Consider the following 524-nt stretch of genomic DNA (forward strand, 5'->3'; position numbering starts at 1 on the left):
TCCTGTTCCATACAATTACCGCACATCCGATAGTATGTCACAGGAATGTGAAACAAAAGTATAAGGCGAAGATCGGATGATCTTCGCCAGGCTATCACGAGCGTTGATTGTCTTTCATCAATAAAGCGGTCATTGCAGAAATCAGGCATCCAGCCAGCAAATAAATGGCAACGCTATGCCAGTTCCCGGCAAAGTAAGTGATGAGTGCAGCGGCAATAAAAGGTGTAAATCCACCGCCAACCACACTGGCAACCTGATAACCGACTCCAGCACCACTGTAGCGATAACTGGCACCAAACATTTCGGTAAATGCGCGATTGCACTGCACAATATGGCGTTCCGGATCGAGGACAATCACCGGTCGGTCGAGATGGTCAACGGCAATAATCAATTGTCGGGTCTGTTCTTTTTGCGCCATTTCTACGCTGGCATCCCGTACCAGCGCCAGGTAATAAACTTTCCCCTCGGCGCTCACTTTCGATAGCGCAAAACGGGTCCAGATTTTACTGCCGTCTTTTTTCTCC

At 48.7% G+C, this 524-nt stretch carries 1 protein-coding gene; it reads right to left on the reverse strand.

The window, feature by feature from the left end; all coding sequences use genetic code 11:
• Positions 1 to 94: 94 nt before the first annotated feature.
• On the reverse strand, positions 95 to 524 hold a 430-nt coding region (locus tag ACYVAA_RS23055; RefSeq protein WP_460546468.1), incomplete at its 5' end, for a PAS domain-containing protein.

This window comes from Echinicola sediminis (genome assembly GCF_054777495.1).